Genomic DNA, 25,803 nt, shown 5'->3' on the forward strand with positions numbered 1-25,803 from the left:
TTCCTACAAACGACTACCCTTTCGCCCGCAGAGCGGGCTCCTACAATATTGGATAATTCCACCCTTATTGGATAATCCCACCTGTAGGAGCTCGGTCTCCGAGCGAATAATCGCCCGCAGAGCCGGCTCCTACAGGATTATCCCTCTTCCTTTTCACATCCCAATTCCAAACGCGCTTTATCCACCAACTCGGCATCCAGCTCCTGCTGCACCGACACCCCTAGTTCTTTAAACTCAGCAGCCTGGCGTATCAGGTTTCCACGGCCAGAATAGAGCTGCGAGAAGGCCTTATCATAGGTTTCTTTAGCCTTATCCAGCTGCACGCCTATCCCCTGCATACTATCCAGAAAAATACGCAGCTTGTTATAGAAACGCTCAGCTCGGCGAGCCAATTCGGCGGTATGTCGACTCTGGTCTTCAAAGCGCCAGAGTTGTCGCACGATATTCAGGCTGGTCAGTAAAGTTGTCGGTGTTGCCACCAGTACATTATTTTCTATTGCACGCTGGTACAGACTCTGGTCAAAACGCAACGCCTCGACGTAAGCAGACTCCACCGGAATAAACATCACTACAATCTCGGGTGTATTCAAGCCAGGTAATTGGTAATAACGCTTATCTGACAGTTCCTGGATACGCGCACTGACAGCAGCGGCATGTTCACTTAAAGCCAACTGACGCTCAGCATCTGCTTCTGCATTCACATAGCGGGTATAAGCCGCCAGGGATGTTTTGGCGTCAATAACCAGGTGTTTGTCTTCAGGCAGATAGATCACCACATCGGGCCGGCGGCGTCCATCTTCGGTGTTAAAACTCACTTCACGGCGGTAATCTTTACCTGCACGCAATCCGGCACTATCGAGCACATTCTCCAGAATCAGCTCGCCCCAATTGCCCTGCACCTTTTTCTGACCCTGCAGTGCGTTGGTCAATTTTTCAGCTTGCCCGGTTATTGCCTGATTCAATTGTTGTAGATGAATCAATTCAGTTTTTAGTTCACTACGTTGTTTCAGGTCTTCTGTATGGATCGACTCAACTTTTTCGCGGAACCCCTTCATGTCCTGATGCAAGGGATTTAGCAGTTGTTGTATGCCCTGCTGACTGAGTTTACGGAAGCTTTCACCTTTCCGTTCCAACACTTCATTCGCCAGTGACTCAAACTCCTGTTTAAGTTGTTCACGATTGTTCTGTAACAGCGCCAATTGCTCAGCATGAAAGCGTTGGCGCTCCTCCATCTGTGTGGTTAAGCGTGCATTCTGCTCACGCACGCGGATTAACTCCAGTTTCAGTCCATCTAATTCGAGATCTGCTTTATCCAGTTGCTCCTGAACAGCCTGTCTTTCAACCTGTTCACGGAGCAGTTGCTGCTGCAAATGTTGTTGCATCACCTGTTTACTGTGCCTGCTCAGCCACAACAACAAGACGGATAAGAATATAATCGATCCCGATGACACCCAAACCAATGGGTGAATTGCCTCCATTAATCTGATCCTCCATTGGGTTTGGCCAGCATGCGCTCCGGCATATCACGTATATGCAGATCCATTTGCGGGAAAGAAATTTCAATACGTTCCTTGCGGAAGGCTTTCAATATCTGGATATGTAGCTCACTCGTGGTGACTAAACGATCACTCATCTGGCTGACATAAACACGCAGCTCAAAACTCAGTGCACTGTCAGCAAAACTAAGGAAATACACATTTGGTTCCGGATCTTTCAATGACAAAGGATGAGCACGGGCAATACTATACAGAATTTCCATCACCTGTTCAGGATCAGAGTCGTAGCTAACACCTACGGGGATCACGATACGCGTAATGTTATCTGACAGGGTCCAGTTGATCAGCCGTTCAGTGATGAAATTCTTGTTGGGCACCACAATTTCGCGGTTATCCCAGTCAATAATGGTAGTCGCCCGTGTACGAATTCGAGCGACTGTACCACTGTATTCACCAATGGTTATAGTATCCCCTATTCTGACCGGACGTTCGAATAACATAATCAGACCGGAAACAAAGTTTGCAACCACCTCTTGCAGACCAAAACCCAAACCCAGGGTCAACGCCGCCACCAGCCACTGCAATTCACTCCAGCGCAATCCCATTAAAGAGAAAATTGTAACCACGGCAATCACGGCAAGGGCATATCGCACCAGGGTAGTCACGGTATAGCTGTGTACTTCATCCACCAGACGGCTACGTGACAAAAGTATCTCGATCAATCCTGGCAGATTACGTGTTGCCATGATGAAGAAGCCAGCAAGCAACAGGGCAAGCAGAAAGTCCTGCAGACTCACACGAGAAATAACTTCAGTTTCACCTACAGCAATAGTGCGTGACCAAAGTGTGACATTATCCAACCAGTTCAAGGCTGGCAGCACATCAGCCCAGACAATAAACAGTGCAATCAGCAAACCGGTAAACACAGAGGTTTTTAACAGAGTCTGCGTCTGCTGGCCTATGTCTTCAATACTCAAATGCGGTTCTGGCAGTTCAATCACACCTTCAACTTCACCCGACATATTTTCCAGAGCAGCCCGCGCGCGCTGCTCTTTCATACGGCGAATGCGTAAACGCGTTTCACTTAATATCATCGCACGCACCGCTAGAGAGTAGAGCAACAGCACCAAGCTGGATACCACCAGGGTATCGACAAAGCGTGGTAACAGCTCGCCCACTGTCAGCAGATATCCCGCCAGGGTCAACACCAAGGTTGCCACGGATAAAAATACGAAAAACAGCCTCAGAATACGCCGCTTGAAACTCTGAAAAAACACACCCTGATCGTCAGGTGCCGGTGCCAGTATGCGCCATGCAATCAAACCATTCAGAGCCGTCACCAGTAACAAACCCAATCGTCCGAATACATCGTATACACGCTCATCCGGATGCCCATAAGCCAGCGCTAACATAATAATCAGGATCAGCTGTACTGGTAAAAACCAGATCAGGTTAAACCGAACACGTGAGAGCAATCTGGCATTCCACTCAAAATGCGTCGGTCCAACTCCTGATTCACGGGTGAATATTACAAACAGATGGCCTGCCAGCCACCAACCTGCGGCCGTTGACATCACACTGGAAAGAATTTCAGTGCCTGGCGTAAGCTCTTCCCGCGTCAGTTGCAGTGCAAAAGCGTAAAGCAGTAAAGGAACTGGCAATACCCTGACCAAACTCCAGCCCATGGCTTTATAGGTCAGGCCAATATTATCAGAGTATTTATGTGTCGTTTGCTCAGCAATTTGTTTCAGCTGATAGTCGGTTTTGCGACCGATCAGATACACGCCACCTACTAGCATCAGCACGAACAGACTGATAATTGGTGACCCGAGTGTCGCCAGCCAAATACTGTGTGTAACACCTCGCCAGGCAGAAGGATCAACGAGGGCAACAAAAGCATCACCAGTACGCTGCAGCCAGGAAACACTGACAGGGCTATGACTTGGCCACCAGAGCAAAGTTTCACTCAGGATTTGGCTCAACGAATCTATCAGTTCGGCATTCTGGCGCAGCCGATATTCGTTCTGGCGTAACTGCTCGGTCAATTGCTCTTCCGACTGAATCTGCAGATTTAACAGTTCAGAACCGATGCGTACCAACTCTTGTAACCCGCGGTTGCCCACAGCAGCAAGTTCCGGAAGTTGCTGCAGGCGTCGCAGATCATCTCGCAAACTGATGCTGCGCAAACGAGATTGTGCCAGTTGGCGCTCAAGAACCTGTAAGGTAACACGTGGGTTTCCATAATCAGCCAGGCGTTTTCTTTCATCCAAAAACTGGGTGCCCACCACTTCGGTCAGCCCACTGACTTCCAAGCGCTCTTCCACCGCGCTGAGTGAGTGGGACAGATCATTATGCATCTGATCATACATATCTCGTTGTTGCTGCAGAGTTTTCAGATCTTCATAGTGTTGTGCAACACTATCAATACGCGAGCGAATATTCTGCACTTCATTCTGGTATTGCTGTGCCAGCTCTGGCTCCCGCTCGACCAGGCGCAGCAAGTCGGAATTGAGTTGTCTGAGCTCTTGTGTTGAGCGGTTATTGAATTCACCTTCCAACCACAGCAGATTATCGGCAATCAACCCCAGTTCGAGCTCACCAGCCTGAATTTCCAAGCGCAAAAGACGTATACGCGGCTGCAAAATAGCCTGATCCAGACGTGCGGAAATCAGCCGGGCTTCATGACGTCGAACAGCCGATGCTTGTAAGGCCTCAATGGCCAGCTTCAAACGATGATTTTCGGCATCGACAGGTATCGCTACTGGTTCAGGCGGTGTTTGCTGCATTAAGTCTTCCAATGTTTCTGTCTGACTTATCGACTGTTCCTGAATACGTTGTAAAGCACTGCGTTGTTGATCTAGCTCCAACTGTAACTGCTGCTGACGGCTGTGCAAGGAAGCAATATCAGTTTCTATTTGTGACAAACTATGCTCGTCTGCATCCTGATTCTCCAGGCTTTGTCTGGCGGACTCCAGACGTTGGACCATGCTATCCACGCGATCTGCATAAGCTTGTATCTCTTTTAGACGTACCTGAGCACCCGATAAGCGCTCAGCAGCCAGACGCTCATTTTCAACAACCTGTTGCCAACGTTCATGAGCCGCATCGGTAACAACTGGCTCAGTTTCCAAAGCGGCTTCAGCTTCTTCCTTTAAGGAACTGTCAAACCAGACACTCACGGCCTCATCATCAACACGCTCCATCTCTTCTTTGATCTGCTCCATTTCGCTGGTCAAATTTCGCAGGAATTCCGAGACACCCAACACAGTACTGCCAGCGGTTGTATTGGCAAACAATGCAGGAGACAGGAGTAACATCATCCCAAAAATAGCTGTAACCAGGAGAGAGTGAAAATAAGAACCTTGGGTTTCTTGCATAGTATAGAGCCTGGTAATAGAGTGTTGGCAGAGTATAGCAAACACCCCGAACACAAGGAGATAGTAAGATGCGCTTTCGTCTATTAATGCCAGCCATGCTGGCAGGTTTATGTATTATTTCGGCCTCAGCGTCAGCTGAAACACCCAACCTGACTCCTGGTCTCTGGTCTCATACCAACACCATGTCTATCGATGGGCCTATCCAGATCCCAGGACAAACAGAAACTCAGCAGGAATGCATCACCCAAGATGATATTGATCAGGGTGCTGATTTATTGGAAGCACCACAAAGTTGCAGTATCAGCCGTATGGATATTTCCCGCGACAATATGCACTACGCCATGACCTGCTCAGAACAGGGCATGACTTATACGATGGAAGGTCAAATGACGTTTATGGGTGAGCGTATGGAAGGCCAGATGACAGGTAAAATGGACAGCCCTATGGGCGCCATGAACATGAAAGTAACTACCAAAGCTGAACGTGTTGGCGAGTGCTAAAAAAGGGAACAGTACCCCTTTTTTACTACCCCCATTTTTTGAGGGATTCCATCTGTGCTCGCAACGCATCTATATTGGCTTACTCAAGATCTTCGTCTCGTTGATAACCTGGCCCTGCACCATGCTGCAGTAAACTGCGACCGACTGATAATTGTTTATGCTCTAAGTCCGAATGAGTTTGCAGCAAACCGTTATAGCTTGAATGGCATGAGCGATAATCGATGGCGCTTCCTTTACCAGGGCCTGTCGAATCTGCAAGTACAGTTGGCATCTTTGGGACAACAGTTGATTCTACGATTTGAACAACCCGTCAGTGCTCTGAGCAAATTTATTCAAGAATATAAGGTAACCCAGGTTGTTGCATCTGAGCAGGTTGGTTGGTACGAGCGCCAAGATTGGAAAACGCTGCAGCAGCAGTTCCCGGCGGTCAGCTTTAATTTGTTTAACACCCATCGGCTGTTTGAACTGGATCAGCTTCCTTTTGATTTGGAGCATTTACCAGAAAATTTCTCGGCCTTTAGAAAGCAGGTTGCGCATCTAAAAATAGATCAACCCCTTGCACCGATCACAGCACTACCGCCCTGCCCGGCCATACAAGCAGCTTGGCCAAATAATTTGCCAACAGTGATTTCTAAAACGAGTGAATTTCAAGGCGGTGAAGCTGCAGCACAGCAACAGCTGAACGAATATTTTCATAGTCAGTGGCCAGGTCAATACAAGGTCTATCGCAATGCACTGGACGGCTGGCAACACTCTACTAAATTTTCTGCTTGGCTGGCCCAGGGAAGCCTGTCGGCCAAGCGTATTATCCAGCAATTGCGCTCTTACGAAAGTCAGCACGGAGCAAATGAGTCTACCTACTGGATCTATTTCGAGCTACTGTGGCGAGAGTATTTTCAATTGTATGCGCTGAAACATGGACGAGCGCTATTTCACTACCGTGGAATACAAACCCGTAACCCCCTTACCAGCTTTTACCCACAACGTTTTCGTGCCTGGTGTGAAGGAAATACGCCCTTCCCCCTGGTAAATGCCTGCATGAAGCAACTAAATACAACCGGATTCATGTCCAACCGAGGACGTCAGATTGCTGCCAGCTGCCTGGTTAATGAGTTACAACTAGACTGGCGTTATGGCGCCGCCTACTTTGAACAACAGCTCATTGACTATGATGTGGCCAGCAACTGGGGGAATTGGCAGTACCTCGCAGGGGTAGGTGCGGACCCCAGAGGCAAACGTCACTTTAACCTGCAAAAACAAACTGCCGAATACGACCCGGAAGGTATTTTTATAGAACGCTGGCAGGGTGCAAGTAAATCAGAATACCTGGATGTTGTTGATGCCGCCGACTGGCCCATCATGCGGCATTAATCTCAGTTTGATTGTTTCAGTGTTTCTATCTCTTTCAAGAGTGCATCTGCCTGCTCAGATAAGGCGGAGTAACCCCTGATATCGCCATTACGCTGGGCCTGCATCGCCTCGCCCAGTTTGGCTTCATAAGCCTTTTGTAGTTTCTTTTGCTTGTTCCCACCGGTCAAAAAACCAAACATGTTAAGCCCCTTTAAAATTGATTATGCGTGTTTATACGGCTATCACTGAATTTGGTTCAGAGGCCTTGCGATATACACTTCATCAGCCAGTTCGGTTAAGCTATACAGTTATAATAAATACAAAATTTTAGGTGTACTGTGTCTGACGCTCATCTGCAATTTCCGGATCTGAAGTATCTGCTGGATAAGCTGCAATTTAAGCCTGAGGAAGGCAAAATCTGGCTGGCTGAACAGCGTACGGTGCTTATGGGTCTGGGTGCGCTTTCCAGTTTCAGAAAAGAGATTATCACTTCCATGGGCATGGAGCGTGGCAAGGGCTTTTTTATGCGCCTTGGCTACTACTCCGGCATGCGTGATGCTGAACTGGCACGTAAACTCAACCCCGATGCCACCCCCGATCAGGCCTTTCTCACCGGCCCGCAGCTGCATTGCCTGCGCGGCATGGTCAAAGTGATTCCACTGGTGCTCGAATACGATCCCAAAAAGAAGCACTTCTATGCTGAATTTGAGTGGATTGATTCGTTTGAAGTAGAAATCTGCCGGATGAGCCTGGGCCAGCTGAATGAACCCGCTTGCTGGATGTTGTTAGGCTATGCCTGTGCTTACTCCAGCCATTTTACCGGCCTGGATATCCAGTTCAGAGAGGTCGAATGCCGTGGTCAGGGTGATCATCAATGCCGCATCATCGGTAAAGTCGCTACTGAATGGCCTGATCATGAAGCCTTTAGCCATTTCTTCCGTGAAGCACCATTAATTGATGAGCTTTACGAACTGCAATCCCGCATTGCAGATCTTGAACAGACTCTCGGCTACCCGGAAGATGTGCCCAAAGCCCTGGGTGAAGCACCGCCCTTTACCAGTGCACTGGAAATGATTGACCGCGGCGCCAATGCCGATGTCACCATGCTGTTAATCGGTGAAACCGGTACCGGCAAAGAAGTGCTGGCACGACGCGTACACAGTATGAGTACCCGTAAAGATGGCCCCTTTGTGGCGGTAAACTGTGCCGCCATCCCCCTGAACTGATCGAATCGGAACTCTTCGGGGTGGAAAAAGGCGCCTATACCGGCGCTACACAATCACGCAAAGGCCGCTTCGAGCGTGCCGATGGCGGCACCATTTTTCTCGATGAGGTCATTGAGCTATCACCCAGGGCTCAAGCCGCTCTGCTAAGGGTAATTCAGGAAGGTGAGCTGGAGCGTGTCGGTGATGAACGTACCCGCTCTATCGATGTTCGCATCGTCGCCGCCACCAATGAAGACCTGTCGGCAGCGGTAAAGTCCGGACGTTTTCGTGCCGATCTCTTCTACCGCATCAATGCTTATATGGTGGTGATTCCTGCGTTGCGCGAGCGTCAAAATGATATTGCCTTGCTGGCAGAGCATTTTCGTAAACGCTACGAAAAGCAGTACCGCAAGGTCACCCTGGGGTTTACTGACCGGGCCATGGCAGCACTGCATGACTATGACTGGCCGGGGAATATTCGTGAGCTGGAAAATGCTATTGAACGTGGCATTATTCTGACCGATGAAAGCAGTTCGATCACAGAACAAAACCTGTTTAATGTCGGCTGGAGTCAAACCCCCTCCGTTGATCCCAAGACCCGCAGGTTGAACCAGACATCGGGCCAGTTGGAAAACCACAAGCCCAATGAGCTGCTGCTGGCCTCCCTGACCGATCAGATTCTGTACAATGAGATCAGCATCGGTGACCTGGAAGCAGCCTTGATTAACAAGGCGACTGAAAAGGCAGAGGGTAATATTTCAGCGGCTGCACGCTTGTTAGGCTTAAGCCGTCCTGCTCTGGCCTACCGGTTAAAACGCCAGGATGAAGACGCTAAAGGCGAGACTGACAAGAAGTAAGGAAAAAATAAAACTGCTGACCGCAAGGGGAACAAACGGTCAGCAGGGTTTAGCGGTGTGAACGCCTGAAGCTAAGCCTTAACGTCCGAGTTTTTTGGCAGACTGTCCACCAATACCAAAATGCTGCTTAGGCATTTCGGTAATCATCACTCTGACCACCTGCTCGGGGGCATCCAGTGAACGTACCATCGCTGCGGTAACCTCTTCGATTAAGCGCTCTTTTTGCGCATCACTGCGCCCTTCCATTATATAAAGCTGAGCAATCGGCATATTAACCTCCCAAGCGTAAACTTCCGATCAAAAGACTTTGGTAAGCGCTATGCGGAACTTCGTGCCTTCAAAACCCTCTTTAACACTATGCTCTTTATACACACCCGCATCGACACCCATCATAATCTGTGGCCAAAAATAGCCAGCAGACAATCCGGCAGCATGCGTTTCGGCTTCACCGCCATCAACATCCCAACGACTGTATCCTACCAGCCCCAGGTCCATCAGGCCGTAGCTCTTGCCCAGCCCCCACTCCACTACCAGCTCATCGTTTACTGAGCTTTTGTCGGCAATCTCGTACCGGGACAGCAGGGACAAAGACACATCCTTGGCTTCATTAAGATAGACATTACCGCCCAGAGTCAGCATCACTTCAGTATAACCAAACCCAGGATCAGCGGGCTGGCCACTTTTGGCGGAGGCATTCCAGATACCTGCTGCCGCGACGGCATCCCAACGTTCACCATGCCAACCGATCAAAGAGCCGACAAACAGATCACCCAGTCCGGTTTGCTTGTCACGCACCAGGCCATTACCAATATCCAGGTCGGTTCTGACCATCGGCAGTATGGCTTCAAACCCCAGGTTCCCTCCCAGCACTTCGGTTTCGGTGACCCAGATAAAACGATGCGCCAGCGCATCCACTGTCACACTACTATCATGTGGCAGACCATCGGAATTATTGGCATCGTAGTGCACCGCATAGCCACGGTAGTAAACACCAGGAGGTGGCACTACCGCTGATTTAACCCCTTCAATCCCGGGAACATACTGACCCGCTTGCAGTGCAAGTGGCGTCAGGGACATCAGCGCGGCCAGTGACAACATTTTTTTCATAGACATAGCGACTACCTTTTTTAGAGTTATTTTTGCTTAAACATTAGTTAATAATTAACTTTAATATTAATGATTAACTACATTGAAATTGTTATATAAATTTAGCCGATATCGTTCCCAGATCCTGATAGCGAATATTGATAGAGTCACCCCGGTTAACCGTCACAGCCGCAGTGATACCCCCAGTCATAATGAAGGTCCCGGCGGGAATCTCTTCACCCCGCTCACCGAGCATATTCGCCAGCATCGCTACCGAAGCCGCCGGATGACCGAGCACAGCAGCGCCTGCACCGGTTGCCACCACCTCGCCGTTAATCTCCATCACCACCCCCAGCGTCGTCACGTCCACATCTTCCAGACGCGCCATGCGACCACCGGTGATAAAACGCGTTGAACTGGAGTTGTCCGCGATAACGCTTTTGAGATCAAACTTGAAATCCTTGTAGCGGGAGTCAATCACTTCCACCGCCGGGATAATAAAGTCTGTCGCCCGCATCACATCACCGATATGTACACCCGGGCCTTTCAGCGGGGCTTTAGTGACAAAGGCTATTTCGGCTTCAATCTTTGGATGGATCAATTCATCCATCTTGATCTCACCCCCTTCAGGCACACTGAAATAGTCGGCCAGGTAGCCATAACAGGGCTGCTCTACGCCCATCTGGGCCATTTTTGCCCAGGAGGTCAGACCCATTTTCATACCCACAATTTTGTGGCCCCGCGCTTCTTTGCGCTTGCGCACTTCCCACTGCACATCAAAGGCATCTTCATAGGTCATGTGCGGATACTGATCAGTCACCTTGGTGATTTCATAAGCCTTAAGCTCAGCGTCTTCACAATAGGTTGCCAGTTGTTCAATTTCCGTGCGTGTTAGATTACCCATCAGATTAACCCCTTCTGTTTTGACATGGTCAGTGCCAGGTCTTCAATCATGTCTTCCTGTCCGCCCACCGTGCCGCGACGGCCGAGTTCCACCAGAATGTCTCGCGCCTGAATGCCGTATTTCTTTTCAGCACGCTGGGCAAACAGCAAAAATGAGCTGTACACACCGGCGTAACCGAGTGTCAGTGAATCACGGTCAACCCGGATCGGCTGGTCCATCATCGGTACCACCAGGTCCTCAGCCACATCCATGATTTTATAAAGATCGATAGCGGTTTTAGCACCCATACGCTCCAGTACTGCAACCAGCACTTCCAGCGGTGTATTCCCGGCACCCGCACCCAGCCCGGCTACCGAACCATCGATACGTGTGGCGCCAGCTTCTATGGCTGCCAGGGAGTTGGCGATGGCCATGCCCATGTTATGGTGGCCGTGAAAGCTATCTCGATGCTGCTGGGCAGCTCAGCCCGCAGCAGCGCAATTTTCTCTGAAACCTCATCCGGCAGCATGTAGCCTGCCGAGTCAGTGCAATAGATGCAGTTGGCGCCGTAGCCAACCATCAGCCGCGCCTGTTCCAGCACCTTTTCGGCACTGATCATATGCGCCATCATTAAGAATCCGACCGTATCCATACCCATCTTGGCGGCCATACCGATATGCTGTTCAGAGACATCCGCTTCAGTACAATGGGTGGCGACACGAATGGTACTGACACCACAGTCTTTGGCCATTTTCAGGTGATCAACAGTGCCGATCCCTGGCAGCAGCAGTGCTGAAATTTTGGCGTTTTTCATTTTCGGCACCACGGCGTTCAGGTATGCCTCATCGCTGTGGGCGGGAAAACCGTAGTTTAATGACGCACCACCCAGGCCATCACCATGGGTCACTTCGATCAGAGGCATACCGGCTGCATCCATCGCGGAGGCAATAGTCACCATCTGCTCCAGACTGATTTGGTGGCGCTTGGCATGCATACCATCGCGCAGACTCATATCGTGTAACGTGACAACTTTATTATTTAAATTCATGATTTTGCTCCTGTTAGCCGCGTACTGGTAAGGTAATACTGCCGTTAGCGGCCTCTTCTGCGAACATCTCGGCAGTCCGCAGGCCAGCGGCTGTCATGATGTCGAGGTTGCCGGCGTATTTGGGCAGGAAGTCACCCAGGCCTCCACTTCCATAAATACCGACACGCGGTTGCCATCGAATACCGGACCGTTGACCAGACGGTAACCCGGTACATATTTTTGTACCTCCTTGACCATGGCATGAACGGATTCGGTAATTGCGGCCTGATCGGGTGTGTCTTCGGTCAGGCAGTGGATGGTGTCGCGCATCATCAGCGGGGGTTCGGCCGGGTTAATAATGATGATTGCCTTGCCCTGTTTTGCGCCCCCGACCTTCTCCACGGCGGCGGCCGTCGTGCGAGTGAATTCATCGATATTCTGACGTGTACCCGGGCCCACTGAGTGCGAAGAAACCGTCGCTACAATTTCGCCATAGGCCACCGGCTGCACGCGGGAAACCGCTGCCACCATGGGAATAGTGGCTTGACCACCACAGGTGACCATATTGACGTTCATTTCCAGGTTTTTGGCGTGATCAGCCAGGTTGACCGGCGGCACGCAATAAGGACCGATGGCTGCAGGCGTCAGGTCGATCATAATCACCCCCAGCGCATTCAGCTTGCGGCTGTTTTCGGCATGTACATACGCCGAGGTCGCATCAAAGGCGACACGAATATCATCCTCAAGCACATGGGGTAACAGGCCATCAACACCTGTAGCACAGGTTTTAATCCCCATCGCCTTGGCCCGTATCAGCCTTCAGATTGAGGATCGATACCCACCATCCACACAGGCTCTATCCATTCAGAGCGTTGCATTTTCATCAGCAAGTCGGTGCCGATGTTGCCGGGGCCAATAATGACCGCTTTAAGTTTTTTTGACATAAGAACTGTTCCAATCCTGAGTTTATTGTTCTGGCTGTTATTCTGACTGGCTAAACAAAGCGCACCGAGGCATTGCCTATTCCACCAATACTGACGCGCATATAATCTCCGGCTACAACCGGCTCAAGTGGCACCAGCGATCCGGACAGGATCACCTCACCGGCTTTCAGGCCGATACCAAAAGCCCCCAGCGTATTCGCCAGCCAAACCACACAATTAACCGGACTGCCCAGGGCCGCTGCACCGGCGCCGGTAGAGATGACAGAACCGTTTTTTTCCACCACCATGCCACAGGTCGCCAGATCGACTTTACGCGGGTCCACCGCACGATCCCCCAGCACAAATAAACCGCAGGAAGCGTTATCTGCTACCGTGTCCTGGATTTTGATCTGCCAGTTGTCAATGCGTGAATCCACCACTTCAAAACAGGGCATAACGCATTCGGTAGCGGCCAGGACATCAGCATTGGTAATACCCGGTCCCATCAGGTCTTTTTTAAGGATAAAGGCAATCTCTCCTTCGGCTTTGGGTTGCATCAACAGCTGACTGATGGGCATCTCTTCACCCTGGCTATAGGCCATTTTGTCCGTCAGGTAGCCGAAATCCGGCTGATGTACATTGAGCATGTTTTGCACTGCTTTCGAGGTGACGCCGATCTTTTTACCTATCACCCGCTCACCCGCAGCCAAACGCTGCTCCAGCATGCGCAAGGAGATGTGGTAGGCATCATCAATGCTGATGTCAGGGTATTGTTCTGTTAGTGGGCGCATGGGTATTTTGCTTTGCATCGCTTGATACAGCGCGTCACCACACTGTTGAATCAGTTCACGTTTCATATAATTCTCACAACTTGATACAGATATTTTTCAGTTCGGTATAAAACTCCAGACCATGTACCCCGCCTTCACGGCCAATTCCGGATTGCTTGGCGCCGCCAAAAGCGGTGCGCAGATCACGCAGGAACCAGCTATTTACCCACACCAGACCGGCTTCCACCTGCTCGGCTACACGCACGGCACGCGATGAGTTACCTGTCCAGATAGCGGCGGCAAGACCGTATTCAGTGTCATTGGCCAGGCTGATCGCTTCTTCTTCCGTATCGAAAGGACGGATGTGACAACACGGGCCAAAGATCTCTTCACGAATCACACGAGCATCATCAGCCAGCCCCGTCCAGATGGTGGGTTCGATCCAGGCACCGTCATTCAACTCAGCACCCATATCCGGAATGCCGCCACCGATTTCGACTGTGGCACCTTCCTGAACGGCTAAATCGTAGTAGTACTTCACCTTGTCACGGTGCGCGAGACTCACCAGCGGACCAAAGTTAGCCTGTGAATCTTCTGGGCGACCCAACTTGAGCTGGGCAACGGCTTCTTTCATGCGTGCCAGAAAGGCTTCGTAGATAGGCCGCTCTACATAGACACGCTCGGTACCCAGGCAGACCTGACCACAGTTAACAAAAGCCGAGCGCATGGTGCCTTCCACGGCTTTGTCCAGATCACAATCGGCAAACACAAGCGCCGGGTTTTTCCCCCCAGCTCCATGGAAATATTACGCAGGCCTACGGCGGCCGCTTTCATGATCGCCTCGCCTGTGCGGGTTTCGCCGGTAAAGGTAATGGCATTCACCAGCGGGTGCGTAGTCAGAAATTCACCAGCAGAGTCAGGGCCAAAGCCATGCACAACGTTGTAAACACCAGCCGGCACACCACACTCATTCATTACCTCACCCAACAGCGTGGCTGTCGCCGGGGTTTCTTCAGAGGGTTTCACCACAACGCAATTACCACACGCCAGAGCTGGCCCAACCTTAAAGGTCATCAGCAACAGCGGCAGGTTCCAGGGGCTGATCACAGCCACCACCCTTTGGGAGAGCGATGCCCCAGATTGATAGCCCCTTCGCCATCGGGTGTATCCATGCGAAACGCTTCGGTGGGATGATTCGCCAGGGTTTCTGAAAAGGCTTTAAAGTTGGCGGCACCACGCGGAATATCGATATGGCTGGCGATGCTGTAAGGCTTGCCGGTATCGCGGCATTCGGCCGCCAGAAACTCATAGGAACGTTCATTAATACGATCAGCCACTTTGTTCAGCAGCGTGATACGCTCAGCTTGGGTCATTCCCCCCATGGCCCTTGCAGCGCAGCTTTGGCTGCTTTAACCGCCGCGTCCACCTCGTCCCGGCCCGCTTCATAAACGGCACCGATCAGGCTGTTGTCTACCGGGCAGCGATTTTCAAAAGTTTTACCACTGGCAGAGGCAATAAATTCGCCATTGATAAAGTGTTTAAATTCGTTCATAGCTTGCTCTCATTCACGGGCAGGTTAAAAAGTGCCGATCAACCTGATGACCGGCACCGGCTTTATCAGGTCACCACGGTCAGGAAACGCTCGTTCAGTTGACGATCATGGTAGAAAATGGCTTTACCAAGACTGTCGGCTTGCCAGGTGACCGGTTCGTGATCAGGGTAGTGATAGTCACCACCGGCAAAGACTTCATTACGGTTACCCGATGGGTCAAAGAAGTAGATGGTCTGACCGTGCGTCAGGCCATGACGGGTTGGTCCGATATCGATAGAGGTATCGGTCATGGAGATCAGATCCGCGGCTTGCAATACATCCTGCCAGGTATCCAGGTAGAAAGAGGCATGATGGAACTTGTTCTTTTCCGGATGTTTGATGAAGGCGACATCATGCGCTTTCATGGATACGGTCAGGAACAGAGCGACACGGTTGTTATCCGGGTCGACGACCTGCTCAGCCAGATCGAAGCCCAGCACATCCCTGAACAGGATGAGGTTGCCTTCCAGATCATCACCGTACAGCAGGCAATGATCAAAACGGGTCGCTTTCATACCCTTGAGATCACGCGGCCAGGCTTCGGGGTTAACGTTAGAGACACCCCACTTACCGGTTTGCTCTTTGGTAGCGTAGAGCTCAAAGGTATGCCCCGTCGGTGCAACAAACTGCATGCGCCGACCACAGTCTTTCAACTCACCAGCGGGCAGTTCAGTGACACTCAGGCCAAAGGCACGGATTTCATCGGCAAGACGATCCAGTACCGACTCATCCAGGCATTTGAAGCCATAAAATCCATGCCCGGCTCATCCGACTCTTTCAATATAACTGAGTACTTATCCACCTCAGTCCAGGCTTTTAAGTAGATACGGCCCTGCTCATCTGAATCCATTTCGATCAGACCCAGCAGATCCACATAGTGTTTACGGGCTTCTTCAAGATCCAGTACGCGAATCTGTACATGACCTGGACGCATTACACCTTTTTTCATGATGGTTTCCTCTTATATTTTTTATTTAACAACGCTTACTTGTATTGTTTGTTTTGATTGATCCTCGAAGTGATCTGACTCAATCACCAGATCACTTTCCGGGAATACCCGGCAGGCCAGGGCAAACCCCGATGCCTGTTCTGCTGCACTGATATGCGCTTTACTCATGCGTTTCGTCTGATAACGCCCCTGCAGTATTTTCACTTTGCACAGACCGCAGCCACCGCCACGACAGCCCACATTAATCGCCTGCTGACAGGCCTTTTCCATGGCCTGGAGTAGCAACTCACCTTGTTTAACAACAAAGGTTTGCTCACGATTGGTTACCAGAATCTGATAATTCATCATTGCAACTCCGGTTCAGATGCGCTTGAACAAGGCCGAGCGTGTTTCGGCGCTGGCACCATCAGCCGCCGTGAGAAATTTCTCCATATGGATATCCGCTTCAAATACCCGCCCCAGCATCAGCGTGCTGATGGCGGCATCAATCATTGGCGGCGGTCCGCAGAGGTAGGCTTTGTGGCCATTAAAACGCCCGTCGAAAAAGTCTTTAGCCGCTTCATGCACAAAGCCGGCAAACCCCGTCCAGCCATCCGCTTCTGTCGGCTCATTCAGTGCCGGGATATAGTGGAAATTGGCATGGGTCCGGGTCAGCGCTTCGAGACGTTCGCGGTTATACAGCTCACTGAGATTGCGCGCGCCCTGAAACAGGTAGATCTGCCGTGTGTCGCCCTGCTCCAGCAGGTCCAGAATCATCGATTGCGGACTAGATAATCCCGATCCACCCGCAATAAAAATCACATCCTTGGCGTCCGATTTGCGCACAAAAAACTGCCCATAAGGACCGGACAGATCCAGCTCATCACCCGGCTGCAACGATTCGTGTAACCAGGTCGTTGCTGCACCACCCGGTACCAGACGCACATGCAGCTCAATATGACGATCATCCGATGGCGGGTTGGCAATCGAGAAAGCCCGACTCCCTTCCACGCCTGGCAGATTCAGGTTCACATACTGACCCGCCTGAAAGGTCATGGGGCGGTCCAACGCCACACGTATCTCTTTAATGCTGGGCGACAGATCCTGGATGCTGACAACGGTCGCGTTGAAATCTTCTACCGGATAACCGGCAAAGTCAGGGTCCACATCGACATCGGCTTCTATCACCAGGTCCGACTCGGGGATGGCGCAACAGGCCAGCACCTTGCCTTCGTCGCGCTCAACATCCATCAGTGCGAAGGGTGAGGCATTGCCAATCTCGACATCACCTTCCACCACCTGCACCTTACAAGTGGCACAGGTGCCATGACCGCAGGCAAAGGGCAACCAGACACCCTGACGCAGTGCGGCATCCAGAATGGTCTGCCCCTCTTCCACTTCAATCACATCACCCGTGGGTTCTACGGTCACTGCATAGGTCATGACAATCTCCTCAAACGCCTTTACCCTGAAACCCTGTAAGTTCCGGAGTCTGAAACCGCAGTACGGACTTATGCCCGATGCCCTGCTCCTGCAAACTTTTATCCAGCGCGGGTTTAAACGGCTGGTCATCCAGCAACCAGGTCGCGGTGTTCCAGTTCACCTGGGTAAACTCTTCATGCTCACCAAAGGCTTCCGGCATGATCTGATCGCGAAGCTCGGCAAAGGTTGTGGTGGGTGGCAGCGCATAGGCAAAGGCGGAACAGAACATCAGGTGATGATCCCAACCCACATACACAATCTGATTGCCGTGAAAATTTTCAAATCTATCCAGTGCCGGAACCTTGTAGTCCGGCGTAATAGCTGTAACTGACATAGTGATATCCTGCTTCTGGAGCCATCCGGGATGGCTCCTGTTGTTATTATTCAGAGGTGATCAGGCAACGCCTTTCCATTCCTTCCAGCGTTTTTGATCCGGTGAGCCTTTGATATCCATGTTGTCGGCCCCCATGTTCAGCTGGTAGTAATCACGCAGTACCTCTTCAACACTGGCACCGCCGCAATTGCCCTGATAGATCTGATGCACAGGCAACCAGGACTGCACATATTTTTCCGGTTCCTCGTCGAAAATGTGCTTACAGCCATCGGAACAGAAGTGGTATTTCTCACCTTCAAAATCACTGGAGCGATAGGCAATCTGGGTCGGATCATCCATTTCAGTGAAGCCCATCGGGATCTGACAGGTAGTACAGAGTTGCGGCAGAGCCTTGGTATAGAAGCGCTTGCCTTCGGCCTCCATTTTCTTGGCCAACTCCCAACGCGGACGGTAGTACTTGTCGAAGGTATCCGGGTACTTTTCGCTCAACCAGTCCAGCTCTTCATCACTCGGAATCCAGGTATGGAAACCAGCGGCATGACCGTGGGTATAGAAGATCCACCAGGCCTGATGAGAAATATGCTCTTTCTCTTTTTCGGTGGTTTCGACAAACTTGGGCATGCGGATGCCATAGCGCGCCAGATCTTTAAACAGCGCACCACCGGCTTCTTCAAAGTAGACTTCCCAGGCTTCTTTCCAGGACATGACTTTATTCGGCAGCATGTAATCCATCATCATCGCCACAATGGTCAGCAGACGCGTGCCGCGCCAGAACCACTTGTCGATCCATTTCTGTACGATGGGCACATTGTCTTCATGCTGTTCCAGCAGGAACTTGATGATTTCCAGTCCAAGCGTCATATGACGCGCTTCATCAGACTGAGCGGAGAAACCAAACGTACAGGTGGCCATATCACCGTTGTGTGCTGCGCCCGACATAAAGGGTACAAACAGCAGGTTGGTCAGCACATATTCAAAGCTGAAACTGATCGCAATCAGGAACTCAAACGGTCCGGCTGAGCGCGCATCATCAAAGAAGGATTTGGGTACCGACAGATACCAGACCCGGTCATGCATATGCGACCAATCCTGGAAGCCGTCAAAGTACTTGTTGTAATGACTCATGGCATGAATCTGGGTCTGCACATGACGCAGTTCATCAATAGACTGCATCTGACAAGCCACGCGCGCACCGGCCCCGCCAAATTGACGCCCGACATGGGCATAGCCCTGATACGCCTGGTATTCAAGCGGTGACACGCCGGTCAGGAAGATTTTGATCGCATTAACGTAACGCTCATCGGTCACATTCAGGTGGCCATTGTTCTGCGAAAAAGCGTCGAAAATAGCGTAAAGTTTTTTCTCTTTTTCAGCCTGGTACTTCCAGTAGGAATCCATGGTCAGACGAAACGGGTCTTCCCATTTGGACCAGTCAGTGATTTTAATCCCTTCAAATTCTTCGTAGGGAAAAGCTTCCTTACGATCTGAATAGGAATATTCCCAGTCCAGATCACGGGTTAGCAAACGGTATTTATCTTTTAAATTTAGTTTTTTAGCAGCCATTTTGAGTACCTTATTATTTTAATTCCGGACGGTTTGTTCCGGACTCATATTTCCGGATCAGGCGTTCCAGCTCAGCCTGAGTTGCTCATCGTCTTCGTCAACATTGCCGCCGAGCGTAATCAGATTCAGATGCAGTTCCTGTACATCCCAGTCACGTCCCATCTTTTCTTCAACCGTGGCACGCTTGATTACCAGGCTGTTCTCGTTTTCGATGCGGATCATCGCCGGCATGTGATTAACGGTTGCGTCCGGATTGTCTTCCTCAATAGCTTCAACAATGTAGCGGGAGTCATCATTGTCCTGCAGGGCGATATATACTTTTGACATGGAAGCTCCTTAGCGGCAGATGCCGGCTTTTTGCAAACGTTTTTCCAATAGATCATCCGCTTTACTCAGCGCTGCCTCATCCAGCAAAGCCGACACCACAGGACTCAGTGCCTCCAGAACCTTCTTGCGCCACTGGCCTGTCCACTCTTCAAGCAGCGCACGGTTTTCTTCCGACTCGGATGCCACAGTTTTGAGCACACTGTCGAACCAGCGCGATACATCTTTATTCGAGGCCAACATAAACTCAGTCAGCATGGCGACATCACGGCCACCCATACCACTTAACTTCTCATCCAGCTGCTCATAGAACAGATTGAACACCAGCGTATCGACAATCAGGTTTTGCGCGATCACCACCTCAAACCAGTCTTCAACCGTGGTCATCTCTTCGCACAATGCACGCATCCCCTGCCACAGCGGGTTTTGCATCCAGTGCTGCTTTGATTCGATCAGCACATCACCGGTGTTGCCATCCAACATCAGGCCGATACGTGACAAATACTGGGCAATACCCAGACGGTCCATGGCGTTGTACAGCAGCGCCTGGGTGATGGCGGTGCCGTAACCAAATGCACAGCCATACATATTGTTCAGGTTGGCGGTGTTTTCGACATGGCGAAGCGGGATCAGGTAACTGATCAGAATCTCTTTAACTTCTTCGGAGAAATGCTCTGCCAGATTGCGCTTTTCAAAAAAGGCATAACTGCTTTCAGCCGCTTCCTGCAACTTGGCGCGCTGCTGCACATACGTGCCGTAGTAAAACTGGCGGGGGTCTTTCAGGGCATACCAGTCTTCCATCACGATACGGGTACGACGCTTATCGTTCAGCTCGTATTCCGGCTGCCACAAGGGGCGGTAATGAAAGTTGGTTTCAGCCTGCAGGTCATAGGTCGCTTCCTGATAGCGGGAAGCGGGCTTATCACCAAAGCGACGTTCAATATTCGCAAAGGTATGGCGGATTGGCTCCAGCGTGGAGGTTTTGATTTCTATTGTCATCAGACAGTACCCATAGGTTAAACGTTATTGTTATTAAGCGGATCGGTTATGGTTCCTGGACATCAGGGTGTCTTCGCCATAGCGCCATTTCTGAAGCTCGGCATCCACTTCAGCCATCTGCTCATCGGTCATATGAATGACATGGTTGTTTTTGCAGAAGGCTTCGAACGCACCAGGCGGCATAATCAACTCAACGAACAGAGAGGGATCTCCAATCGCAAAGTCAAATTCGACAAAACGTGCTCCAGCATCACTGCGCACACGGATATATTTGGTCAGACGCTCAAAGCTTGAACGCGCTTTTGACGTAGTATTGGTATGGAGTTGCAAATCTGGCATTGCGCAACCTCTGACTTTTTATGTTGTTATGGCGTCATTGTCAGTCAGGTAAGAGCAAGGGCTGTGCCAGGAAAGAAAAATGCAGAACAGAAACCTAGAGAATAAATTTAATCAATTGTTTTTATTGAAATAATTATATTCAACTTATGAGTTTTAAAGATGAGAAGACAGACTCAATCATATCGAGTCAATAGCGTTGAGCAGATCGGGTTGATCAAATCATCAAGCGAAAACCCTCACTTCATCATTTAATCAAAAAGGGATCAGTAACCAAAAAGGGGACTCAAAAGGGCTCAGTACTTTTTATGATCAAGCGCTTTGAAAAACCTGGAAGGTAACTTATACTGTGTTTATATACAGTATTAATACTGGAGCGCACCTATGGCGTCTTTTGACAAATCATCTGCTACTGCCGTTGCGCGTAGAGGGCGTGGAGCCACCTACAATCCGGATAACCGCTTTGCCCCCAGAATCAGCGAAACGGTGGATGATGGCTGGTGGCAGGAAGGTACGCAGCAAAGCCTGGCCACAGAAATACGTGATGAGCCCTGCAAGACGGCGCTGTCGTGGAACACATCTCCCGACCTGCCGTTTGACCGCTCCATCAACCCCTATCGGGGTTGCGAACACGGCTGTGTGTATTGCTACGCCCGCCCCTCACATGCTTATTGGGATCTGTCACCCGGACTGGATTTTGAAACCAAACTGATTGCACGCAGCGGGCTGGTCGAAACCCTGCGCGAGGAATTGTGTAAGCCAGGTTATGTGTGCCGCCCTATCAACCTGTCGGGCAATACCGATTGCTACCAGCCGATTGAAGCCAAATACCAAACCACACGCCGCCTGCTGGAGCTATTACTTGAAGCCCGCCACCCGGTTACGCTGGTGACCAAAAGCATGCTGGTTTTAAGGGATCTGGATCTGTTAACCGAGATGGCCAAGCATCGGCTGGTCCGGGTATTTATCAGCCTGACCAGTCTGGATATGCAGTTGAAACGTACCCTGGAGCCGCGTGCTGCCTCCCCCCAGGCACGTCTGAGAGCCATTCGTGAACTCAGTGCCGCTGGCATTCCCGTGGGCACCCTGGTGTCGCCGATTATTCCGGGATTAACCGATCATGAAATCGAACATATATTAGAAGCCGCCAACGAGGCAGGTGCAAGAACCGCCAACTGGATGCTGCTGCGCCTGCCACTGGAGGTCGCCCCACTGTTTGAGTCCTGGCTGGAAGCCATTACCCTGATCGCGCCAACAAAGTCATGAGCCTGATGCGCCAATGTCGCGGCGGCCAAACCAACCATGCCGAATTTGGCAAACGCTTTCGTGGCGAAGGTATTTTTGCCGAGCTGATTGCTCAACGTTTCACCAAGGCCAGCCACCGCCTGGGCCTGCAAGGCAACACCGAACAAGGCCTGAACACCCGCGACTTTCGGCCTCCGTCCCTGCAGGGCGATTTGTTCTACTAAAGCAGAAAAAGTGTCAGTACCCTTTTTTAATCGGCCCCCTTTTTATCTGGTTTCATAAACTCATCATATTTACGTCACCAGGGTGAAATATTTCCGGCATACACTCTCGTTCGAAACTTACATTCACTTTTTTAACAGAAGCGAAAAGCAATTTAAGTTCGTTCGAAGGTATTCAATGCTGTTATCTGAGCGTCAAACAAAAATTCTGGCCTGGTTGAAGCAGGCAGGCGGGCAACTTTCCAGCCAGGAGCTGACTGATTCTTTCAATGTTTCAGTGCAGACAATCCGTAAGGATCTGAATGAGTTGAGTGATCAGGGGCTGGTGCAGCGGGTACATGGGGGTATCAGGCTGCCGTTTCATAATCGCAACCTATCCTTCCAGAGCCGCCAGGTGATCAACCTTGAAGCTAAACGCAGCATTGGTCGTAAGGTGGCGGATTTACTGCCGGAAGGTGCGACAATTTTCATCGGCATCGGCACCACACCACAACAGGTGGCGCTGGCATTGCTGGACCATCCTGGCCTGCAGGTGATTACCAACAACCTCAACGCGGCGATGACGCTGTGCCACAACCCTAATATTGAAACCCTGCTAACCGGTGGGCGCATCCGTCCATCGGATCAGGATTTAATGGGTGAAGATGCCACCCGTTTTCTGCGTCGTTTTCAGGTCAACTTCGGCATTTTTGGTATAGGTGGTCTGGGCCCACAGGGCGATCTGATGGATTTTTCGCCCGAGGAGTCTTACCTGTCACGCGCCATTATTGAGAACAGCGACCGACGCATTCTGGTCGCTGACTCCAGCAAGCATCTGCGCAAAGCCCCTGTTCGAACCGGCACCCTGTCTGATGTAGACCTGTTTGTCACCGACCAGATCACGGACCCCATCACTACCCTGTGTGAAGCCGCCAGTGTTGAGATATGCCATTGAGGAGTTATCCATGAGCCAGTTAGAAGTCTGTCAACTTCGCAAGCAGTGGGAAGGTACCCTTGCGGTAAAAGACATCAGTTTTGAAATAGCCCAGGGTGAGTTTGTTGCCCTGTTGGGCCCTTCTGGTTGCGGGAAATCGACTACGCTGAAAATGATTGCCGGCCTTGAACAGCCGTCATCCGGCAGCATCAAACTCAATGGTGTCGATATCACCCACCTGCCCCCTGGAAAACGCCAACTGGCGATGGTGTTTCAGTCTTATGCTCTCTTTCCTCACCTGTGTGTGGCTGAAAATATAGTTTTTGGTCTGAAAGCACGAGGTGTCGGTGCGCACGAACGTGATCAGCGCTTAAAGCAAGTAGCAGAACTGGTAAATCTTGGCGATCAACTGGCCAAAAAACCCTCGCAGCTATCCGGAGGTCAGTGTCAGCGTGTTGCGCTGGCGCGGGCGATCATTGCCGAAGCGCCTTTATGCCTGATGGATGAGCCCCTGTCGAATCTGGATGCCAAGCTGCGTAATGAGATGCGTGCCGAACTACGAGCACTGCAACAGCGCCTGGGTATGACAGTGCTGTATGTCACCCATGATCAGGTTGAAGCCATGAGTATGGCGGATCGTATTATTCTGTTGAATCAAGGTGAGATCGCCCAGTGTGGTACACCTAATCAACTCTACCACATCCCGGAAACCACGTTTTCTGCTCGCTTTATCGGCAATCCACCGATGAATCTGCTGGAGCAGGGCTCCCAACTCATTGGTGTACGTCCAGAGCATATTCAACAGACAGAAACTGGTATCACCGCCGAGGTGATCCGCTGCGACTACCATGTGCCGACACCATCATCGATGCGGCTTTGCCCTCAATGGCTATGCAAGTGATCAAACTGCGCCTGCCGGGCCATCAACTACTGCCTGTTCAGCAGCGCTTATGCCTGCAGTGGCCAATAGATCATCAACACAATTTTTGCGCCAAAAGCGGTCAGCGCCTGCAAGACGCTGGCCTGAACACACCCACCACACACCAAACCGATCTGCAATCAACGACGCCAAACCATAAGGAGTTACAGCATGTTACGCAGCACTAAACGTATGCTAGCCATGGGGCTAACCTCACTGGCTATCGCTACAGCCGCTCAGGCACAAACTGAATTAACCATGTATTACCCTGTTTCAGTCGGTGGACCTCTGACGGATGTGGTCGATGGCATGATCAGTGATTTTGAGCAGCAACATCCTGATATCAAAGTTAATGCTATTTATGCCGGTAATTACAATGATACTCGTGTGAAAGCACTGGCAGCACTGAACAGTGGTCAACCGGCGCAACTGTCCGTACTGTTTTCAATCGATGTGCATGAACTGATGGGAATGGACGCCATCGTCCCTTTTGATGCCGTAGTGGAAAACGACGAAGAGCTCGAATGGCTGCAGAGCTTTTACCCTACACTGATGGAAAACGGCGTGGTCGATGATCAGGTCTGGGGGATTCCCTTCCAGCGCTCCACCATCGTGATGTACTACAACAAAGACGCTTTTCGCGATGCCGGTCTTGATCCGGAACAGCCACCGCAAAGCTGGAATGAACTGGTAGAAATGGGCCAGCAGTTGGTTAAAAAAGACAGCAACGGTGAAGTCCAACGTTGGGGTGCGATGATTCCATCGACCGGCTACCCCTACTGGATGTTCGGTGCGCTGGCGATGCAAAACGATGAAGTGCTGATGAACAGTGAAGGTAATGAAACCTACTTTAACAACCCGGGTGTCGTTGAAGCACTGACCTACTGGCAGGATCTGAGTGGCAAATACGCCGTGATGCCACAAGGCATGATTGATTGGGGTACATTGCGGCAGAACTTTCTGGAACAGAAAACCGCCATTATGTGGCACTCAACCGGCAACCTGACGGCCGTTAAAGACAGCGCTGAGTTTGATTTTGGAGTAGCCATGCTACCGGCCAACAAGCGTTTCGGCTCCCCCACCGGCGGTGGTAACTTTTACCTGTTCAAAGATGCTTCGGATGAAGAGCGTCGTGCCGCATTACAACTGGTTCGTTTCATGACAGCGCCGGAACAGGCAGCACACTGGAGTATCGCCACCGGGTATATGGGTGTTAGTCCAGCGTCCTATGAAACCGACGCGCTGCAGCAGTATGTGCAGGACTTCCCTCCAGCCGCCGTAGCACGCGATCAACTGGACTATGCCACCGCTGAGCTGTCGACGCATGAATCCGGACGTGTGCGCAAACTGCTGGATGACGCGATTCAATCAGTCTTGACTGGACAGCAAAATGCACAGGAAGCACTGGACTCAGCCCAGAATCAGGCACAACGTATTCTGAGTCGCTACTGATCCACGCCACTGAACCTGGCAG

At 51.0% G+C, this 25,803-nt stretch carries 23 protein-coding genes and 5 pseudogenes; 9 read left to right on the top strand and 19 right to left on the bottom strand.

Translation table 11 applies throughout. From position 1 onward, the window contains the following. Window positions 1-137 precede the first annotated feature (137 nt). Both LH51_RS14835 and LH51_RS14840 read right to left on the bottom strand, forming a co-directional pair. Window positions 138-1,478: a DNA recombination protein RmuC gene (locus tag LH51_RS14835; protein WP_052063825.1), complete on the bottom strand. Its 1,341-nt coding sequence runs from the start codon at window positions 1,476-1,478 to the stop codon at window positions 138-140. Continuing rightward, window positions 1,478-4,873: a mechanosensitive ion channel domain-containing protein gene (locus LH51_RS14840; protein ID WP_052063826.1), complete on the bottom strand. Its 3,396-nt coding sequence runs from the start codon at window positions 4,871-4,873 to the stop codon at window positions 1,478-1,480. Before LH51_RS14840 ends, LH51_RS14835 begins: the two co-directional genes overlap by 1 nt. A 68-nt stretch (window positions 4,874-4,941) precedes the next feature. On the opposite strand from LH51_RS14840, the gene LH51_RS14845 reads away from it, so the two are divergent. Beyond that, window positions 4,942-5,373 (top strand): DUF3617 domain-containing protein, encoded by a 432-nt coding sequence (locus tag LH51_RS14845; protein WP_036523525.1) that lies wholly within the window; start codon window positions 4,942-4,944, stop codon window positions 5,371-5,373. 54 nt (window positions 5,374-5,427) lie between these two features. Beyond that, window positions 5,428-6,744 carry a DASH family cryptochrome gene (locus tag LH51_RS14850; protein WP_036523528.1) on the top strand — a complete coding sequence of 439 codons (1,317 nt, stop codon included), beginning with the start codon at window positions 5,428-5,430 and terminating at the stop codon, window positions 6,742-6,744. A gap of 2 nt (window positions 6,745-6,746) precedes the next feature. Here the strand turns inward: LH51_RS14850 and LH51_RS20640 are convergent, their stop codons facing one another. Further along, a complete protein-coding gene (locus tag LH51_RS20640; RefSeq protein WP_144244290.1) occupies window positions 6,747-6,923 on the bottom strand; it encodes a DUF6435 family protein in 177 nt (58 codons plus the stop codon). A gap of 240 nt (window positions 6,924-7,163) precedes the next feature. On the opposite strand from LH51_RS20640, the pseudogene LH51_RS22960 reads away from it, so the two are divergent. Next, window positions 7,164-8,446 (top strand): annotated as a pseudogene (locus LH51_RS22960) (sigma 54-interacting transcriptional regulator); the annotation flags it as partial. 201 nt (window positions 8,447-8,647) lie between these two features. Continuing rightward, entirely contained in the window at window positions 8,648-8,785 is a 138-nt protein-coding gene (locus tag LH51_RS24855; protein ID WP_442934848.1) for a helix-turn-helix domain-containing protein, read from the top strand. Between the two features lie 78 nt (window positions 8,786-8,863). Here the strand turns inward: LH51_RS24855 and LH51_RS14860 are convergent, their stop codons facing one another. The 16 genes and pseudogenes from LH51_RS14860 to LH51_RS14930 form a co-directional block, all read right to left on the bottom strand. After that, window positions 8,864-9,055, bottom strand: a complete 192-nt coding sequence (locus tag LH51_RS14860; RefSeq protein WP_036523531.1) for a 2-hydroxymuconate tautomerase — start codon at window positions 9,053-9,055, stop codon at window positions 8,864-8,866. Window positions 9,056-9,082: 27 nt separating this feature from the next. Continuing rightward, a complete protein-coding gene (locus LH51_RS14865) occupies window positions 9,083-9,898 on the bottom strand; it encodes a SphA family protein (RefSeq protein WP_052063827.1) in 816 nt (271 codons plus the stop codon). A gap of 85 nt (window positions 9,899-9,983) precedes the next feature. Continuing rightward, a complete protein-coding gene (gene dmpH / locus LH51_RS14870; protein ID WP_036523534.1) occupies window positions 9,984-10,775 on the bottom strand; it encodes a 2-oxo-3-hexenedioate decarboxylase in 792 nt (263 codons plus the stop codon). Next, a pseudogene (dmpG, locus tag LH51_RS14875) lies at window positions 10,775-11,802 on the bottom strand (4-hydroxy-2-oxovalerate aldolase). The gene dmpH and the pseudogene dmpG overlap by 1 nt, the downstream one beginning before the upstream one ends. Window positions 11,803-11,815: 13 nt before the next feature. Beyond that, window positions 11,816-12,725: pseudogene (locus LH51_RS14880) on the bottom strand (acetaldehyde dehydrogenase (acetylating)). 50 nt (window positions 12,726-12,775) lie between these two features. Next, window positions 12,776-13,561, bottom strand: coding sequence for a 2-oxopent-4-enoate hydratase (gene dmpE / locus LH51_RS14885; RefSeq protein ID WP_036523536.1), 786 nt, complete (start codon window positions 13,559-13,561; stop codon window positions 12,776-12,778). 7 nt (window positions 13,562-13,568) lie between these two features. Continuing rightward, window positions 13,569-15,026 (bottom strand): annotated as a pseudogene (locus LH51_RS24860) (2-hydroxymuconic semialdehyde dehydrogenase). 65 nt (window positions 15,027-15,091) lie between these two features. Further along, the gene (locus tag LH51_RS14895; protein ID WP_442934849.1) at window positions 15,092-15,799 is read right to left on the bottom strand and encodes a catechol 2,3-dioxygenase; all 708 of its coding nucleotides are present in this window, start codon (window positions 15,797-15,799) and stop codon (window positions 15,092-15,094) included. After that, window positions 15,745-16,014 carry a hypothetical protein gene (locus LH51_RS24865; protein WP_442934847.1) on the bottom strand — a complete coding sequence of 90 codons (270 nt, stop codon included), beginning with the start codon at window positions 16,012-16,014 and terminating at the stop codon, window positions 15,745-15,747. Before LH51_RS24865 ends, LH51_RS14895 begins: the two co-directional genes overlap by 55 nt. Before the next feature lie 21 nt (window positions 16,015-16,035). Further along, window positions 16,036-16,362 (bottom strand): 2Fe-2S iron-sulfur cluster-binding protein, encoded by a 327-nt coding sequence (locus LH51_RS14900; RefSeq protein ID WP_052063828.1) that lies wholly within the window; start codon window positions 16,360-16,362, stop codon window positions 16,036-16,038. A gap of 12 nt (window positions 16,363-16,374) precedes the next feature. Beyond that, window positions 16,375-17,436: an NADH:ubiquinone reductase (Na(+)-transporting) subunit F gene (locus LH51_RS14905; protein WP_036523540.1), complete on the bottom strand. Its 1,062-nt coding sequence runs from the start codon at window positions 17,434-17,436 to the stop codon at window positions 16,375-16,377. A gap of 10 nt (window positions 17,437-17,446) precedes the next feature. Continuing rightward, on the bottom strand, window positions 17,447-17,809 hold the full coding sequence (locus tag LH51_RS14910) for a phenol hydroxylase subunit P4 (protein ID WP_036523543.1): 363 nt from the start codon (window positions 17,807-17,809) through the stop codon (window positions 17,447-17,449). Between the two features lie 60 nt (window positions 17,810-17,869). Continuing rightward, on the bottom strand, window positions 17,870-19,372 hold the full coding sequence (locus tag LH51_RS14915) for an aromatic/alkene/methane monooxygenase hydroxylase/oxygenase subunit alpha (RefSeq protein WP_036523546.1): 1,503 nt from the start codon (window positions 19,370-19,372) through the stop codon (window positions 17,870-17,872). 57 nt (window positions 19,373-19,429) lie between these two features. Beyond that, the gene (locus LH51_RS14920) at window positions 19,430-19,699 is read right to left on the bottom strand and encodes an MmoB/DmpM family protein (protein ID WP_036523548.1); all 270 of its coding nucleotides are present in this window, start codon (window positions 19,697-19,699) and stop codon (window positions 19,430-19,432) included. A 9-nt stretch (window positions 19,700-19,708) separates the two neighbouring features. Then, a complete protein-coding gene (locus LH51_RS14925; protein ID WP_036523551.1) occupies window positions 19,709-20,695 on the bottom strand; it encodes an aromatic/alkene monooxygenase hydroxylase subunit beta in 987 nt (328 codons plus the stop codon). A 33-nt stretch (window positions 20,696-20,728) separates the two neighbouring features. Then, on the bottom strand, window positions 20,729-21,034 hold the full coding sequence (locus LH51_RS14930; RefSeq protein WP_036523555.1) for a phenol hydroxylase subunit: 306 nt from the start codon (window positions 21,032-21,034) through the stop codon (window positions 20,729-20,731). Window positions 21,035-21,415: 381 nt separating this feature from the next. On the opposite strand from LH51_RS14930, the pseudogene LH51_RS14935 reads away from it, so the two are divergent. From LH51_RS14935 to LH51_RS14950, 5 genes and pseudogenes are all read left to right on the top strand, one after another. Next, window positions 21,416-22,500, top strand: a pseudogene (locus tag LH51_RS14935) (PA0069 family radical SAM protein). Between the two features lie 175 nt (window positions 22,501-22,675). Then, window positions 22,676-23,431, top strand: coding sequence for a DeoR/GlpR family DNA-binding transcription regulator (locus tag LH51_RS14940; protein WP_036523558.1), 756 nt, complete (start codon window positions 22,676-22,678; stop codon window positions 23,429-23,431). A 10-nt stretch (window positions 23,432-23,441) separates the two neighbouring features. After that, a complete protein-coding gene (locus LH51_RS14945; protein ID WP_052063829.1) occupies window positions 23,442-24,311 on the top strand; it encodes an ABC transporter ATP-binding protein in 870 nt (289 codons plus the stop codon). Further along, the gene (locus LH51_RS19470) at window positions 24,296-24,517 is read left to right on the top strand and encodes a hypothetical protein (protein ID WP_160173742.1); all 222 of its coding nucleotides are present in this window, start codon (window positions 24,296-24,298) and stop codon (window positions 24,515-24,517) included. Before LH51_RS14945 ends, LH51_RS19470 begins: the two co-directional genes overlap by 16 nt. Further along, on the top strand, window positions 24,501-25,781 hold the full coding sequence (locus LH51_RS14950; protein WP_036523560.1) for an ABC transporter substrate-binding protein: 1,281 nt from the start codon (window positions 24,501-24,503) through the stop codon (window positions 25,779-25,781). The genes LH51_RS19470 and LH51_RS14950 overlap by 17 nt, the downstream gene beginning before the upstream one ends. Window positions 25,782-25,803: the final 22 nt, after the last annotated feature.

It is taken from the genome of Nitrincola sp. A-D6, assembly GCF_000764495.1.
GTDB lineage: Bacteria > Pseudomonadota > Gammaproteobacteria > Pseudomonadales > Balneatricaceae > Nitrincola.

Excerpts from the sequence above, each read along its gene's own strand:
- LH51_RS14835 (WP_052063825.1), bottom strand. The coding sequence starts at position 1,478 with ATGGAGGCAATTCACCCATTGGTTTGGGTGTCATCGGGATCGATTATA.
- LH51_RS14840 (WP_052063826.1), bottom strand. The coding sequence starts at position 4,873 with ATGCAAGAAACCCAAGGTTCTTATTTTCACTCTCTCCTGGTTACAGCT.
- LH51_RS14845 (WP_036523525.1), top strand. The coding sequence starts at position 4,942 with ATGCGCTTTCGTCTATTAATGCCAGCCATGCTGGCAGGTTTATGTATT.
- LH51_RS20640 (WP_144244290.1), bottom strand. The coding sequence starts at position 6,923 with ATGTTTGGTTTTTTGACCGGTGGGAACAAGCAAAAGAAACTACAAAAG.
- LH51_RS14860 (WP_036523531.1), bottom strand. The coding sequence starts at position 9,055 with ATGCCGATTGCTCAGCTTTATATAATGGAAGGGCGCAGTGATGCGCAA.
- LH51_RS14865 (WP_052063827.1), bottom strand. The coding sequence starts at position 9,898 with ATGTCTATGAAAAAAATGTTGTCACTGGCCGCGCTGATGTCCCTGACG.
- dmpH (WP_036523534.1), bottom strand. The coding sequence starts at position 10,775 with ATGGGTAATCTAACACGCACGGAAATTGAACAACTGGCAACCTATTGT.
- dmpE (WP_036523536.1), bottom strand. The coding sequence starts at position 13,561 with ATGAAACGTGAACTGATTCAACAGTGTGGTGACGCGCTGTATCAAGCG.
- LH51_RS24865 (WP_442934847.1), bottom strand. The coding sequence starts at position 16,014 with ATGAAAAAAGGTGTAATGCGTCCAGGTCATGTACAGATTCGCGTACTG.
- LH51_RS14900 (WP_052063828.1), bottom strand. The coding sequence starts at position 16,362 with ATGATGAATTATCAGATTCTGGTAACCAATCGTGAGCAAACCTTTGTT.
- LH51_RS14905 (WP_036523540.1), bottom strand. The coding sequence starts at position 17,436 with ATGACCTATGCAGTGACCGTAGAACCCACGGGTGATGTGATTGAAGTG.
- LH51_RS14910 (WP_036523543.1), bottom strand. The coding sequence starts at position 17,809 with ATGTCAGTTACAGCTATTACGCCGGACTACAAGGTTCCGGCACTGGAT.
- LH51_RS14915 (WP_036523546.1), bottom strand. The coding sequence starts at position 19,372 with ATGGCTGCTAAAAAACTAAATTTAAAAGATAAATACCGTTTGCTAACC.
- LH51_RS14920 (WP_036523548.1), bottom strand. The coding sequence starts at position 19,699 with ATGTCAAAAGTATATATCGCCCTGCAGGACAATGATGACTCCCGCTAC.
- LH51_RS14925 (WP_036523551.1), bottom strand. The coding sequence starts at position 20,695 with ATGACAATAGAAATCAAAACCTCCACGCTGGAGCCAATCCGCCATACC.
- LH51_RS14930 (WP_036523555.1), bottom strand. The coding sequence starts at position 21,034 with ATGCCAGATTTGCAACTCCATACCAATACTACGTCAAAAGCGCGTTCA.
- LH51_RS14940 (WP_036523558.1), top strand. The coding sequence starts at position 22,676 with ATGCTGTTATCTGAGCGTCAAACAAAAATTCTGGCCTGGTTGAAGCAG.
- LH51_RS14945 (WP_052063829.1), top strand. The coding sequence starts at position 23,442 with ATGAGCCAGTTAGAAGTCTGTCAACTTCGCAAGCAGTGGGAAGGTACC.
- LH51_RS19470 (WP_160173742.1), top strand. The coding sequence starts at position 24,296 with ATGGCTATGCAAGTGATCAAACTGCGCCTGCCGGGCCATCAACTACTG.
- LH51_RS14950 (WP_036523560.1), top strand. The coding sequence starts at position 24,501 with ATGTTACGCAGCACTAAACGTATGCTAGCCATGGGGCTAACCTCACTG.